Origin of the sequence: Streptomyces spiroverticillatus (assembly GCA_014650415.1) — a bacterium.
GTDB classification, from domain to species: Bacteria; Actinomycetota; Actinomycetes; order Streptomycetales; family Streptomycetaceae; genus Streptomyces; species Streptomyces spiroverticillatus.
Genome location: BMUX01000003.1, coordinates 619,445 through 632,323 on the forward strand (window position 1 = coordinate 619,445; position 12,879 = coordinate 632,323).

Genomic DNA, 12,879 nt, shown 5'->3' on the forward strand with positions numbered 1-12,879 from the left:
TGCCGTGTTCGAAGCCCGAGAAAAGAAAAGAGGGGGCGGCAGGCCGTCCCCTGCCCGCCGCCCCCGATTCCGCCCGACCCGGAACGCGTCTCCGCTCGACACGCGTCCCGGGTCAGGAGGTCTGAACTACTCGCCCGGGTGGGCGAGTTCGATGTCGTGCGCGTCCACGCCGCGCCCCGCCACCGTCAGGTTGCCCGCGACCGGCGGGTAGCCCGTCGCGATGACCGTGTACTCGCCCGCGTCCAGGTCGGTGAAGGCGTACGCGCCGTCCTCACCGGTGGTGGAGGTCGCGACCACGTTGCCCGCCGCGTCCATGATCGTGACGCGGGCGTCGGGGAGCGGGCGGCGGGCGGCGCCCGCCCGGACCGTGCCCTGGACCAGCGCGCCGGCCTGGAGGACGGCCTCGATGCGGGTGATGCCCGTGCCGCCGATCTCGACGGGGAGCGCCATCGGGCGGAAGCCCGCCGCGTTGACCGCGACCGTCACCGTGCCCGGGACCAGCTCGGCGAAGGCGAACTCGCCGGACTCGTTGGACTTTCCGGTGGCCAGCACGTCGCCGCGGACGTCGGTCACGATGACCATCGCCTCCGGGACGCCCGTGCCGTCGGCCGCGCTGCGGACGGCGCCGCTGAGGCCGCTGGTGCCGGACAGGAGGATGTCGTACGCCATCGGCTCGTCCCCGACGGTGACCGTCGAGGCCTGCGGCTGGAAGCCGTCGGCGGAGGCGATCAGGACGTACGAGCCGGCGGACGGGGCGTCCACCGCGTAGCGGCCGTCGGGCTGGGCCACCGAGCGGCCCAGCTGGCGTCCCGCGAGGGAGATCAGCGTGACCGCCGCGCCGCGGACCGAAGCGCCCTCGGCGGTACGGACCGTGCCGTGCAGGGTGCGTCCCGTGGGCTGCGACTGCACCGGGGCCTCCTCCTCGTGGACCGGGGCGATGCCCGCCAGGCCCTCGGCCGCGGCCTCCACCGGGGTCTCGCCGACGGCGGCGGAGGCGGTCGGGGCGTCAGCGTCATTCGAGGTCTTCAGGGCGACCTCCTTGACGAACAGGACCAGGAGCAGGGCGACCAGGGCGAAGGGGGCCGCGTAGAGGAAGACGTCCGCGACGCCGTCGCCGTACGCGCTCTCCATCACCTTGCGGATCGGGGGCGGCAGGGTGTCCATGTCGGGAATGCCGTCACTGGCGCCGCCGCCCGGGAGCTTGATGTGCAGCGCGGTCAGGCCGTCGGTGACGTAGTGCGTGATGCGGGTGGAGAGCACCGCGCCGAGTGCGGAGACGCCGACCGCACCGCCGAGGGTCCGGGTGAAGGCGACCAGCGAGCTGGCGGCGCCCAGTTCCTGCGGCTTGACCTGGTTCTGCGTGGCGAGGACCAGGTTCTGCATCATCATGCCGAGGCCCAGGCCCAGGATCGCCATCCAGATGGCGACCTGCCAGTACTCGGTGTCGTACGCGATGGTCGAGAGCAGACCCAGACCGGCGGTCAGACCGACGCCGCCGCCGACCAGGAAGCCCTTCCAGCGGCCGGTCTTGGTGATGATCGCGCCGGAGACCGTCGAGGAGAGGAAGAGACCGGCGATCATCGGGATGGTCATGACGCCGGACATCGTCGGCGACTTGTCCCGGGCGAGCTGGAAGTACTGCGAGAGGAAGACCGTCGAGCCGAACATCGCGACACCGACGAACAGGCTCGCCGCCGAGGTCAGCGCGATGGTGCGGTTGCGGAAGAAGCGCAGCGGGATGAGGGGCTCGGCGACCTTGGACTCGATGATCACGAAGATGATGCCGAGGACGATCGAACCGCCGACCATCGTGTACGTCTGCCACGAGTTCCAGTCGTAGTTCTTGCCCGCGAGGGTCACCCAGATCATCAGCAGCGAGGCCGAGGCGGCGAGGAAGAACGCGCCGAACCAGTCGATCTTGACCTTGCGCTTGTTCACCGGCAGGTGCAGCGTCTTCTGTAGGATGATCAGCGCGATGGCCGCGAACGGCACGCCCACGTAGAAGCACCAGCGCCAGCCGAGCCACGAGGTGTCGGTGATGACACCGCCGAGCAGCGGGCCGCCGACGGTGGCGACCGCGAAGGTGGCGCCGATGTAGCCGGAGTAACGGCCGCGCTCGCGCGGCGGGATCATCGCGGCGATGACGATCTGGGACAGCGCCACCAGACCGCCGGTGCCGATGCCCTGGAGCACCCGGAAGCCGATCAGCATTCCGGTGTTCTGGGAGAGACCGGCCAGCGCGGACGCCAGCACGAAGATGATCAGGGATATCTGGACCAGCAGCTTCTTGCTGAACAGGTCCGCCATCTTGCCCCAGATGGGGGTGGTGACGGCCATGGACAGCATGGCTGCGGTGACGACCCAGGTGTAGGCGCTCTGGGTGCCGTCGAGGTCGCGGATGATCTCGGGAAGGGCGTTCGACACGATCGTCGACGACAGCATCGCGACGAACATGCCGAGCAGGAGGCCCGCGAGGGCTTCCATGATCTGGCGGTGCGTCATGGGCGCGGCACTGTCGGAGGCAGGAGCCTGGGAGGCCCCGTGCTTGGCGTGGCCGCCCCGCACACCGGTGGGTGTGGTCGTAGCCAATGGAATCCTTGTCCTTTACAGGGGTGTTGCGGGTATCGCGGAAGTCGAGAGCGCCTCGGCGGCCGGTGCCGGGGCGGTGAGCGCGGTGCAGTCGAGCGGCGCGGGCGGCCAGGAACGGCAGTCGCCGAAGCTGTCGCGCAGGCGGGCGAGCATCGCGTTGAGCCGTCCGACCTCGTCGTCGGACCAGTCGCCCAGCGTGTGGGCGAGTGTTTCGGTGGTGCGTCGGGACAGCTCGCGCAGGACGGCGTCGCCGTCCTGCGTCAGGCGGAGGATGCGGGAGCGCTTGTCGCCCGGGTCGGGCGAGCGCTCGATCCAGCCGCGTTCGGCGACGTGGGTGACGTGCCGGCTGGTGACCGACATGTCGATCGCCATCAGCTCGGCGAGACGGCTGAGCCGCATCTCGCCGTGCCGGTCGAGGAGGGTCAGTACGGCAGCGGAACCGGGCGGGCACTCGGGGGGCAGGATGCGTCCGAGTCCCCGCTTCACCGCACCGATGGCACTGAGTTGGCGGGCCAGTTCCTCGTACTGACTTTGGGCGGCCACGGCACCTCCTGTGAGCCTTCGGGTCGAGCGTGCTGCTCCAGCATGCTGCTCATGTTGTTGCTTAGGGCAACGATAGGTTTAGTTGGTTGCTTCAGGCAAATTAATTTCGGGCCTCTGGGGCAAAGGAATCCAAAAGGCTCCGTGATCGGCCGGTCAAGGGCTCCGGGGGGCGGGGTAAAGCCGCAGGTCCACGCGGAGAGGGGCCCTGGGGTGTCGCTCGGGCACCTCCTTTCGCTAGGGTCTCGCGCATGGCACACAACCCCCACGCCCCGCAGGGCCAAGGCCCCGAGGGCAATTACGACCCGGCGGGCAGCACCCAGATGTTCCGCGCGTTCGTGGACGAGGAGCCCGCGCAGCAGCAGCGCCGCTCGCAGCCCGCGGCGCAGTCGTCGGGCCCCAAGACGGGCCTGATCATCGGCATCGTCGCCGTCGTGGTGATCCTGGCCGCGGTGGCCTGGCTCGCGCTCGGCTGATCCCTGTCCTTACGTACGTCCCCTCCTTCGCGTACGCCCCTACTTCCAGGTGGCGGAGACCTTCCGCGTCTCCACGTGCATGCCCAGCGGCACCCGCCAGGCGTCCACGCACACGGTGTACGTCGCGTTCCTGGCCTCTCCCGGGTCGATCCGGCCCGGGAGAGGCTGGGTGGACGTCCGCGTCCCCCAGTCGACGCCGAGCGCCCCGATGATGTGCGTCGCGAACGTCACGGTGCCCGAACGCACCGCCGTCCCGCCCGTGTTGCGCAGCCGCACCGTCACCTTCTCGCACCACCGCCGGTCCGCCTTCGCCCGCACGGGCGTGCCGACCGTCAGCGCGGCGGGGCTCGCGGGGGGCTTCTGCTCCGGCGGCTCGGCGGGGCTTGGCGGCTTCGCGGAGCCCGGAGGCTTCGAGGCGGGCGGCTTCGACGCGGGCGGCTTCGAGGCCGGCCCGGAGGGGGTCTCTCCAGCGGGTGTACGTCCGCCGCTCCCGCTCCCGGGGGCTTCCGCCGTCGCGCCACCGGCCCCGCCCGGCCCCGTGACACCGGAGGAGCCCGGCGACGTACCGGAGGAACCGGCCGCGCCCGGCGGCGTACCGGGAGAAGAGCCGCGCGACCCGCCACGGGCGTCTGGCGCGTCCAGCGGGAACAGCTCGACCGACCCCTCGGGCGGCACCGCGCGCGTCGGGGCGCCCTCGGGGCCCCCGCCGGCCGCGCCCACGGCGACGAACCCCTTGCCGCCCCCGCCGTCGCCGCCGACGGCCAGCAGGCCGCCGAGGCACAGCGCGACCGCTCCGGCCCCCACTGCCACACCCTGACGTCGCATCGCGCCAGTGTCACTGACGGGTCGTCAAATAACCAGCCCCGTCGGCGACTTGGCGCGGACGGGGCGGTGGTTGAGTTCTCTCGTTGAGCCCTCCCGGTGAGTTCTCCCGGAAGGGCGGCGATCAGTCGGCGATCAGGCCTTCCCGCAGCTGCGAGAGCGTACGCGTGAGCAGCCGGGAGACGTGCATCTGGGAGATGCCGACCTCCTCGCCGATCTGCGACTGGGTCATGTTCGCGAAGAAGCGGAGCATGATGATCTGCCGTTCGCGCGGCGGAAGTTTGGCGAGCAGCGGCTTCAGCGACTCGCGGTACTCGACGCCTTCGAGGGCCGTGTCCTCGTAGCCGAGGCGGTCCGCGAGGGAGCCCTCGCCGCCGTCGTCCTCGGGGGAGGGCGAGTCCAGCGAGGAGGCGGTGTACGCGTTGCCGACCGCGAGGCCGTCGACCACGTCCTCCTCGGACACGCCCAGTACGGCGGCGAGTTCGGGCACGGTCGGCGAGCGGTCGAGCTTCTGGGCCAGCTCGTCGGAGGCCTTGGTGAGGGCGAGGCGCAGCTCCTGGAGGCGGCGCGGGACGCGCACCGACCACGAGGTGTCGCGGAAGAAGCGCTTGATCTCGCCGACCACGGTCGGCATCGCGAACGTCGGGAATTCCACCCCGCGTTGGCAGTCGAAGCGGTCGATCGCCTTGATCAGGCCGATGGTGCCGACCTGGACGATGTCCTCCATCGGCTCGTTGCGCGAGCGGAAGCGGGCCGCCGCGTACCGCACGAGCGGGAGGTTCAGCTCAATGAGGGTGTCGCGGACGTACGTGCGTTCCGGGCTGTCCTTGTCGAGGACGGCGAGCCGCAGGAACAGGGAGCGGGACAGCGTGCGGGTGTCGAGTGCCTCCGGCTGGGAGACGATCGGCGGCGCGGGCGCGGGCACCGGCTGGGCCGGGATCGCGGTCATCGCCGGAGCGCGGTCGAGCATGTCGGGCGCATCCTTGATGAGCACCTTCGAACTGCCCTGTTCTACGGACATGCCACCCCCTCTTAGGGTCGCGGACGGTAGCGGCAGACGCTTCCCGTCGAAGGAAGCAGCCTCCACCTGAATACCGGAGGCGGAGCTGCGGCAAACGCGGTTCCAGCAGAATGTCACATGTCGGCAACACGCTGTAGCGCCAAGTCGACAAATACATGCAGGAAAGAGGGGGTGTGCGGCATTTCTTCCCCCCACAGCTTCCTTCGGGTTCTACCCGGGAGGGTTACGCCTCGATCCTATTTGCGGACCTCAGGCGTGCGAAGCTGCGGGCGAGCAAACGCGACACATGCATCTGGGAAACGCCCAGTTCGGCGCTGATCTGAGACTGTGTCAGGTTGCTGTAGTAGCGGAGCATCAGGATGCGCTGCTCCCGCTCCGGGAGCTGTACGAGCAGGTGGCGGACCAGATCGCGGTGCTCGACCCCGGCGAGCGCGGGGTCCTCGTACCCCAGCCTGTCCAGCAGTCCGGGCAGCCCGTCGCCCTCCTGGGCGGCCTCCAGAGAGGTGGCGTGATAGCTGCGGCCGGCCTCGATGCAGGCGAGCACCTCCTCCTCGGTGATCCGCAGCCGCTCGGCGATCTCGACGGTGGTGGGGGAGCGGCCGTGGAGCGTGGTGAGGTCCTCGGTGGCGCCGTTGACCTGCACCCACAGCTCGTGGAGGCGCCGGGGGACGTGCACGGTGCGGACGTTGTCGCGGAAGTAGCGCTTGATCTCGCCCACGACGGTGGGCATCGCGAAGGTGGGGAACTGGACGCCCCGGTCCGGGTCGAAGCGGTCGATCGCGTTGATCAGGCCGATGGTGCCGACCTGGACGACGTCCTCCATCGGCTCGTTGCGGCTGCGGAAGCGCGCGGCGGCGTACCGGACCAGTGGCAGGTTCGCCTCGATCAGCGCGGCCCGCACCCGCGAGTGCTCCCCGCAGCCGGGGGCCAGGCCCTTGAGCTGGCCGAACAGCACCTGGGTGAGGGCGCGGGTGTCGGCGCCGCGGGTGCGCGGGGCGGGGGTCGAGGGGTCCTGGTCGGGGGTTTCGACGAGGGGGGTCTCGACGGCGGGGGCCCCGGCGGTGGGGGCCCCCGCGGTGGGGGCCCCGGCGGTGGGGGGCCCTGCGGTGGGGACGGCGGCGTGCGCCTCGATGCCGTGGGGCCCGTGCGGTCCCTGGGACTGCTGGGGCGGGGCTTGCGGAGCAGTACTGGCCGGCACAGTCAACGCCACCCCTTTTTCGGTCGTTGAGCGGACACTTCGTCGCACTCATCCGTCAAAAGCGGTCATAGCATCACAAGACATGTGCACTGTGTGCAAGCACCGTATAGCCCCGTGTTGGGGGCAAGTTGGGGCATAACTATGCAAAAACCCCGCACCGGGAGGGTGCGGGGCTGGGCTGCGCAGGGTCTAGAACGGGTAGTCCGCGATGACCCAGGTGGCGAACTCGCGCCACTGCGCGACGGCCGCCTGGTGGGCCGGGTGCTCGGCGTACGCCTTCAGTGCATCGGCGTCAGCGACCGCCGAGTTGATGGCGAAGTCGTAGGCGATCGGGCGGTCCGAGACGTTCCAGGCGGACTCCCAGAACTCCAGCTCGGGGATCAGGCCGGGCAGCTCGGCGAAGGCCTTCGCACCGGCCTGCACGCGCTCCTCGTCGCGGGAGACGCCCTCGTTGAGCTTGAAGAGGACCAGATGGCGGATCACGGGGCACTCCTTGGGGAAGAGGAGCGGCCTTGCACAGGGGACGTACGGGTGTGGTGTGCGTACGGGCTACTTCACGAGGTTGGTCATGAACGAGCCGATCCCCTTGGCCGCGTCGGACAGGCCCTGGAAGCCTAGTCCGACCATGTTGGCCGCCTTCTCCGGGGAGGTGATGATCGTGTACAGCACGAAAACGACCAAGATGTAGAGAATGGCCTTCTTGATGTCCATGCCCAGACCCTCCCCTGTGGTCCGCTGAGCAGTCGCGAGAGTCTAACCGTACGACCGGACAACTCAAGTGGGCGTACGCGATCACCCTGCGAGTCCTTCCGGAATCCGTCACTCCGTCCCGGTGATCCCTACGCATCCTTTAAGGACCAAGGGCCCGCCCATGGGGGTCCTTCGGCGGGGATGTCGGGCTTGCGGGGGGCGCAGGATTGTCCATGAGCCCGGAGGGATCTGGCAGGAATCCACCGGGCGAGGAACGAGACCTCACTGCGGGGTCCGCGCCGCGCACTCCCCTGACTGCGGCCCGGACTTGGAGGTCCGTTCTCATCGGGGGAAGCGGCTTGTCCCCCCGATGCCGCTTCCCCCGTCCTCACCTTTCTCCCGCGAGCAGTGCCCCCACGAACAACCAGAAGCCCCGGCCTCCCCCAAGGCCGGGGCTTCTGGTTTTGCCGGGCGTTGCGGCTCTTTCTCAGGCGTGACGGCTTTTCTCAGGCGTTACGTTGCCCGCCTACCGGCGCCTGTGCCTGCCCCCTCTCCTGCTCCCCGCCCCTGCCCGCAGCGCGGTCGCCCCGAGCCCGAAGCAGAGCAGCGCACCGACCACCCACAGGGCCGGGTCGCCGCCGAGGCCCCCGGCGGCGAGGGTGCCGGTGGCCGGCGCCTTCCCGGAGACCGGCTGGAGGTACTGCACCTGGGCCTGCGGCCCCGGCAGCCCGTGACCGGGCTTGTGACCCGTGGGCCTGACCGGCTTGACGGGCTTGACCGGTGTGGTCGTCGCCTTCCTCACCTGGAAGGTCAGGCTCGCCCGGTCGTCGTTCACCGGCCCCGGGTTGTGCACGTTGCGCCCGGTGACGGCCACGGCGAGCGGCATCGGCCCGACCCGGCCCGCCGTGGCGACGTACACCCGCGAAGCACTGCGCCCCGCCGGGAGATCGCCGACGACCCACTTCTGCACGGCCGCCGCCCGGCCCGCGACCAGGGTGAGTCCGGCCCCCGGCGCGACCGTCACGGACACGTCGTCGGCCGTCGCCGGACCCTTGTTGGCGGCGGTGACCGTCACCCGTACCCGCTCGCCGACCGCGACGGCGGTCCGCTCGGCCCGCAGAGTGACCCGTACGTCCGCCTTCTTGACCACCGGCGGGACCACCACCGGGTTCTTCACCTCGAAGGTGACCCTCCCGGTGTCGTTGCCCGGCGTCGGGTCGACCGTGCCGAGCGAGCCGAGCGACGCGGTGACCTGGGCCTCGCCCGCGACGCCGCCCGTCACCTCGACCTCCTTCGTGACGGACTGCCCGACGGCCAGCGCCGGGACCTTCCACGCGATCTCTCCCGCAGGCGCGAGCCCCGCCCCCGGGTTGATCTTCACGACGGCGTCGGTGGCCTCGTCGGGCCCGTGGTTGGTGAAGGTCACGAGCACCGTGTGCGGCTTGCCGGCGGTGGCTTCCCCGCCGGCCGTCACCTTCAGCTCCACGTCGCTCTTCTTCACCGGCGGCGGCACGTCCTTCACCTGGAAGGTGATCGAGCCCTTGTCGTTGCCGGGTACGGGGTCCACCGTGCCCAGCGAGGCGACGGAGACGTCCACCTTCTTCTCGCCCGCACTGCCGGGCGTCACCTCGACGTCCCGGGTGACCGACTGCCCGGCCGCCAGCGCCGGAACCTTCCAGTCCACACCCACGGCGGGCGCGAGCCCCGGCCCGGGAGCGATCCGTACGACCGCGTCCTCGGCCGCATCCGGCCCGTGGTTGGTGAAGGTGACCCGTACGGTGTGCGGCTTGCCGGTCTCCGTCGTCCCGCTCACGGAGGCCACCGTCACCTCGACGTCGCTCTTCTTCACCGGCGGCGGCACGTCCTTCACCTGGAAGGTGACGGAGCCCTTGTCGTTGCCCGGTACGTCGTCCACCGTGCCCAGCGAGGCGAGCTGCGCCCCGACCGTGGCGGGCCCGGACGTCGACGGCGTCACCTCGATCTCCCGGGTGACGGACTGTCCGGCGGCCAGCGCCGGGATCTTCCACTCGACGTCGCCCGCCGGGGCGAGCCCCGCCCCCGGGTTGATCTTCACGACGGCGTCGGTGGCCTCGTCGGGCCCGTGGTTGGTGAAGGTCACCGTGACCTTGACCGGCTTGCCGGGCTCGGCCTCGCCCGGGGGCGCGGTCACCTTCAGCTCGACGTCGGTCTTCTTCACCGGCGGGGCGGTGGCCTTCGCCTGGAAGGTGACGCTCCCCCTGTTGTTGGCCGGTACGGGGTCGGTGAGCGCCGAGGCGACGGTGGCGCCGAGACTCTTCTCGCCCGCGCTCGTGGCCGTCACCTCGACCTCCCTGGTGACGGACTGCCCGACCGCGAGCGCCGGAACCTTCCACTCCGTACCGCCGGCGACGGTGAGCCCGGCCCCCGGCTCGATCGTCACGACGGCGTCCTTCGCCTCGTCGGGGCCGTTGTTGGTGAGGGTGAGGGTGACCTTGTGCGGCGTGCCGGTGGTGGCGGTGCCGTCGGCGGCGGTCGCCTTCACCTCCAGGTCGCTCTTCTTGGGCGAGGGCGGGGTGTCCTTCACCTGGAAGGTGACGCTCCCCTTGTCATTGCCGGGTACGTCGTCGGTGGTGCCCAGCGAGGTGACCGAGGCGTCGATCCTGCCCTCGCCCGCCTTCGACGGGGTCACCTCGACCTCCTGGGTGACCGACTCCCCGACGGCCAGCGCCGGAACCTTCCACTCCACGTCACCGCCGGGCGTGAGCCCCGCACCCGGCCTGATCGTGACCACGGCGTCCTTCGCCGGGTCGGGCCCGTGGTTGGTGAAGGTCACCGTCACCTTGTGCGGCGTGCCCGTGGTGGCGTCCCCGGGCGAGGCCACGGACACCTCCACATCGCTCTTCTTCGGCTCGACCGCCTTGTCGACGACCTTGAACGGGCCCGAGGCCTTGTCGTTCGCCGCGGCCTTGTCGATGGTCTCCACCGACTTCACCGCCGCGTCGACCGTCACGTCACCGGGCGCGGAGCCGGTGACCTCGATCTCGCGGGTGAGGGTCTGGCCGACGGCGAGTGCCGGAATCTTCCATTCCTTGTCGCCCGCGTACGTCAGCCCAGGACCCGGGCTGATCGCGATCACCGAGTCGACAGCGGCGTCCGGGCCCTTGTTGGTGACCGTGACGGTCACCTTGTGCGGCTTGCCGGTCTCGGCCTCCGGGCCGGACGGGGCGACCTTCACCTCCAGGTCGGAGTCCTTGCAGACCACGTCGTTGGGCCAGGGCGCGCAGATGGCCTTCCGCAGGTCGGGGCTGCGCATGGTGTCGCGCTGGGTCTTGCCGCCCCGGTAGTTGTCGATGGCGAACATCATGCCGCCCTGGCTCATCCCGGACAGCTTGCGCGAGTACCAGGGCAGGCCCGGGTAGTTGGCCGCGTTCGCCCGCTCGAAGGCCTCGTCCTCCGCGGCGTCCTTCGCGCTCGTCCCCGGCTTCATGTTCTTGCGGTACGCCTCGCCCAGCTCGTCCGCGCTCAATGCCCGCGACGTGTACGAGTAGTTGAGCCCGAGCCGCGGGTGCCAGACCTTCGGCACCTGCATGAAGTGCCGTACGGCGCGGATGGATTCGGCCGGGAAGAAGGGCACCACCGAACCGGCCGCGTGCGGCTGGAGCGTGTTGTCGCTGTGGTAGTGCCCGCCGCGCAGCGGCGGCGACCCGTACACCCGGTAACTGCCGTTCTTCGGGGTGTCCTCGGGGTCGGCGGGCGGCCCGTCCGCGTCGCTGCGGCCCCAGGCGTCCGGACCGTACTCCCGCATGATGTCCGGCAGCAACTGGTTCTGGTCGATGGCGAATTGGCGCGCCGCCTTCGCCGCGAGCCCGGTGTTCTCGTGCCAGTCCACCGCCTGGTCCTGCTGCCCCGGCAGGGTCTCCTTGCCGAGCCGCCCGAAGTCGATCCACCCGTGCGTGAACATGTACGCGAACATCGATCCCTCGAAGGTCGGGACCAGCTCGATGCCCTTGTACGCACGCCGCTCCCGCGACCACTTGAACCAGGCATCCGTCGGCGCGGGATGCGTGGTCGAGCCCCCCGCCTGCAACTGGACCACGAAGCCCTCGTCGGTCGGCCGGTCCCAGTGCTCGTCCTGGTGGCAGCCCTTGCCGCCCTTCGCCGGAATCCGGTCCTCGGGCTTCAGCCGGGAGTTGCAGTGCGAGTCCGGGTACCAGCTGAAGAACTGGAACGGCACCTTCCCGGGCCGCTTGTCCGTCATCCAGTCCCAGTCGACCCGCTCGATGATCTTCGTGGCGAGGTCGAGGACCTCCGGGTCGTCCCGGTAGTACTCGCGGATGTGCTGGACGCCCATCAGCAGGAAGCCCGAGTCGACGGTCGACAGCTCGCCGAAGGCCCGCTTGCGTTCGCTGTTGGTCCAGTGCCAGTACAGGCCGCGATAGCCGTTCTGGTTGAGGCTGTCCTCCTGGTCGGCGCCGGCCGTCTGGCCGTCGTACAGCTTGCGCAGTGTGTTCTTGACCCGGGCCAGCGCCTCCTGCCGGGTGATCCAGCCGCGCTGCTCGCCGATCGCCATCGCGCTCAGCCCGTACCCGGTGGCGGAGATGTTGATCTGCCAGAGCTTGGTCGTCTCGGACTGCCAGAGGCCGGACGGCTCGTGGTAGTAGTCGATGAAGTACTGGAAGGCGCGCTTCTCGGCGAGCTCCAGGATCCGGTCGTCGGAGGCGGTCGCGAAGTCCTCGGGCACGCCGTCGCTGTCGACGAACTCGATGTCGTCGACCAGGATCGTGCCCTTGCTGATGCCGTCCGCGCCGACCGGGTCCTCGTTGATGAGGAAGTCCACCAGCTCGTGCGGATTGACGCTGCCGGGCGAACCGGCGTTCCAGGCCGTCCGGTCGGTGAAGTCCAGCGGCAGGTCGACGGTCTGCCAGGTGTCCCCGGCCGGGAACTCCTCGACGTGCCAGGCCTTCTTGCCCGCCTTGTCCTGGAGCCCGATGAACAGCTCGACCTTCTTGCCCGCCGGGCCCAACGGCTTGATCTTCAGCCGCAGCCGGTCGAGAGCGACCTTCTCGTCGCCCTGCCCCTTCACGCCCCGGAAGAAGTCGTCGCGGTCCAGGTAGACGTTGTCGCCGTCGCCGCCCCACAGCTTCTCGCCGTAGTACCAGCCGCCCCCGCCCGCGAAGTCGTAGTCCAGCTTGCGCACGCCCGGGCGGCCGTCGGGACCCGGCTGGATGTCCCAGTTGCTCTTGATGACGTCGCCGTTGATGATCCGGTGGTCGCCGAGCAGGTCGTTCTTGTTGATCTGCGGGTCGTTGGAGAGCAGCGGATACACCACCCCCGGCCCCACGGCGGACCGCTTCTTCTCCGGCGCTGGTGGCGGCTGGTCCGCCAGATGGCCCGGTGCGGCTGCGCCCAGGAGGGCGGTGCTGGTCAGCACCGCCGTCACGGCAGCCCAAATCCGTCGCATGCTCTGCCTCTTCCGTACCTCTGAAGGGACAGGCGGGCGCCCGGCCCCGCGATCAGGCAGAACGCTAAGCGGAAAGACATACCTTTTGTCCTGATACGGCCGA

9 protein-coding genes are annotated in these 12,879 nt (G+C 70.2%); 1 reads left to right on the forward strand and 8 read right to left on the reverse strand.

The window, feature by feature from the left end:
- Nucleotides 1–126: 126 nt before the first annotated feature.
- Both IE269_RS10915 and IE269_RS10920 read right to left on the reverse strand, forming a co-directional pair.
- The gene (locus IE269_RS10915; RefSeq protein ID WP_472941470.1) at nucleotides 127–2,502 is read right to left on the reverse strand and encodes an MFS transporter; all 2,376 of its coding nucleotides are present in this window, start codon (nucleotides 2,500–2,502) and stop codon (nucleotides 127–129) included.
- Nucleotides 2,503–2,604: 102 nt separating this feature from the next.
- Nucleotides 2,605–3,132 carry a MarR family winged helix-turn-helix transcriptional regulator gene (locus tag IE269_RS10920; protein WP_189822632.1) on the reverse strand — a complete coding sequence of 176 codons (528 nt, stop codon included), beginning with the start codon at nucleotides 3,130–3,132 and terminating at the stop codon, nucleotides 2,605–2,607.
- A 248-nt stretch (nucleotides 3,133–3,380) separates the two neighbouring features.
- Here IE269_RS10920 and IE269_RS10925 point away from each other — a divergent pair, with 248 nt between their 5' ends.
- Nucleotides 3,381–3,605, forward strand: a complete 225-nt coding sequence (locus IE269_RS10925) for a hypothetical protein (RefSeq protein ID WP_189822633.1) — start codon at nucleotides 3,381–3,383, stop codon at nucleotides 3,603–3,605.
- Between the two features lie 39 nt (nucleotides 3,606–3,644).
- Here the strand turns inward: IE269_RS10925 and IE269_RS10930 are convergent, their stop codons facing one another.
- From IE269_RS10930 to IE269_RS10955, 6 genes are all read right to left on the reverse strand, one after another.
- The gene (locus IE269_RS10930; RefSeq protein WP_189822634.1) at nucleotides 3,645–4,430 is read right to left on the reverse strand and encodes a hypothetical protein; all 786 of its coding nucleotides are present in this window, start codon (nucleotides 4,428–4,430) and stop codon (nucleotides 3,645–3,647) included.
- Nucleotides 4,431–4,551: 121 nt separating this feature from the next.
- Nucleotides 4,552–5,448, reverse strand: coding sequence for an RNA polymerase sigma factor SigF (locus IE269_RS10935; RefSeq protein WP_189822635.1), 897 nt, complete (start codon nucleotides 5,446–5,448; stop codon nucleotides 4,552–4,554).
- A gap of 223 nt (nucleotides 5,449–5,671) precedes the next feature.
- On the reverse strand, nucleotides 5,672–6,646 hold the full coding sequence (locus IE269_RS10940) for an RNA polymerase sigma factor SigF (RefSeq protein WP_438817534.1): 975 nt from the start codon (nucleotides 6,644–6,646) through the stop codon (nucleotides 5,672–5,674).
- Nucleotides 6,647–6,835: 189 nt separating this feature from the next.
- The gene (locus IE269_RS10945) at nucleotides 6,836–7,129 is read right to left on the reverse strand and encodes a Dabb family protein (RefSeq protein WP_189822637.1); all 294 of its coding nucleotides are present in this window, start codon (nucleotides 7,127–7,129) and stop codon (nucleotides 6,836–6,838) included.
- Nucleotides 7,130–7,195: 66 nt separating this feature from the next.
- Nucleotides 7,196–7,357: a hypothetical protein gene (locus IE269_RS10950; RefSeq protein WP_189822638.1), complete on the reverse strand. Its 162-nt coding sequence runs from the start codon at nucleotides 7,355–7,357 to the stop codon at nucleotides 7,196–7,198.
- Nucleotides 7,358–7,862: 505 nt separating this feature from the next.
- On the reverse strand, nucleotides 7,863–12,776 hold the full coding sequence (locus IE269_RS10955; protein ID WP_189822639.1) for a CARDB domain-containing protein: 4,914 nt from the start codon (nucleotides 12,774–12,776) through the stop codon (nucleotides 7,863–7,865).
- Nucleotides 12,777–12,879: the final 103 nt, after the last annotated feature.

Bases quoted from the DNA above. Each gene is read 5' to 3' on its own strand.
- IE269_RS10915 (WP_472941470.1), bottom strand. From the start codon at position 2,502: ATGACGCACCGCCAGATCATGGAAGCCCTCGCGGGCCTCCTGCTCGGC.
- IE269_RS10925 (WP_189822633.1), top strand. From the start codon at position 3,381: ATGGCACACAACCCCCACGCCCCGCAGGGCCAAGGCCCCGAGGGCAAT.
- IE269_RS10930 (WP_189822634.1), bottom strand. From the start codon at position 4,430: ATGCGACGTCAGGGTGTGGCAGTGGGGGCCGGAGCGGTCGCGCTGTGC.
- IE269_RS10935 (WP_189822635.1), bottom strand. From the start codon at position 5,448: ATGTCCGTAGAACAGGGCAGTTCGAAGGTGCTCATCAAGGATGCGCCC.
- IE269_RS10950 (WP_189822638.1), bottom strand. From the start codon at position 7,357: ATGGACATCAAGAAGGCCATTCTCTACATCTTGGTCGTTTTCGTGCTG.
- IE269_RS10955 (WP_189822639.1), bottom strand. From the start codon at position 12,776: ATGCGACGGATTTGGGCTGCCGTGACGGCGGTGCTGACCAGCACCGCC.